Consider the following 402-nt stretch of genomic DNA (forward strand, 5'->3'; position numbering starts at 1 on the left):
CTTAGCCGGGCGTTATATTTTTTTAAGTTCAGCAACCAAAAGGATTCATGATGAACGTGGATAAAGCGAAAAAACGCATATTGAAACGAGTACAAAGAGGTTTCAAAGGTTATCCGCAAATATCATTAGAGTATTTCGGTAAAACGACGGACTTAGCGACCGAAGTCGTTATCATCTTTTTACCTGAAGAGAATGCCGATCCCCAAATACAACGTTTTACAAGTGACAAAGATGCCCGCGAAGACGAAGCGATTCAATCTGTATTGTTAAAAATCATTGAGCGTGCGGAAGCTGATACAGTTTTGGAAAAGCAAGAAATATCAGTTTGTTAATGGTTTTTCGGCAATCCTAAACAGTCGGTCACGTTAGCGTAGAGAATGAAAATATAACAAACGGCTCAAG

General features: G+C 39.1%; 1 protein-coding gene. It reads left to right on the top strand.

The genetic code is table 11. From position 1 onward, the window contains the following. Positions 1–50: 50 nt before the first annotated feature. Positions 51–332, top strand: coding sequence for a hypothetical protein (locus PL85_RS18655; RefSeq protein WP_208895745.1), 282 nt, complete (start codon positions 51–53; stop codon positions 330–332). Positions 333–402 lie beyond the last annotated feature (70 nt).

This window comes from Vibrio anguillarum, from assembly GCF_001989995.2.
GTDB classification, from domain to species: Bacteria; Pseudomonadota; Gammaproteobacteria; order Enterobacterales; family Vibrionaceae; genus Vibrio; species Vibrio anguillarum.

Excerpts from the sequence above, each read along its gene's own strand:
- PL85_RS18655 (WP_208895745.1), top strand. The coding sequence starts at position 51 with ATGAACGTGGATAAAGCGAAAAAACGCATATTGAAACGAGTACAAAGA.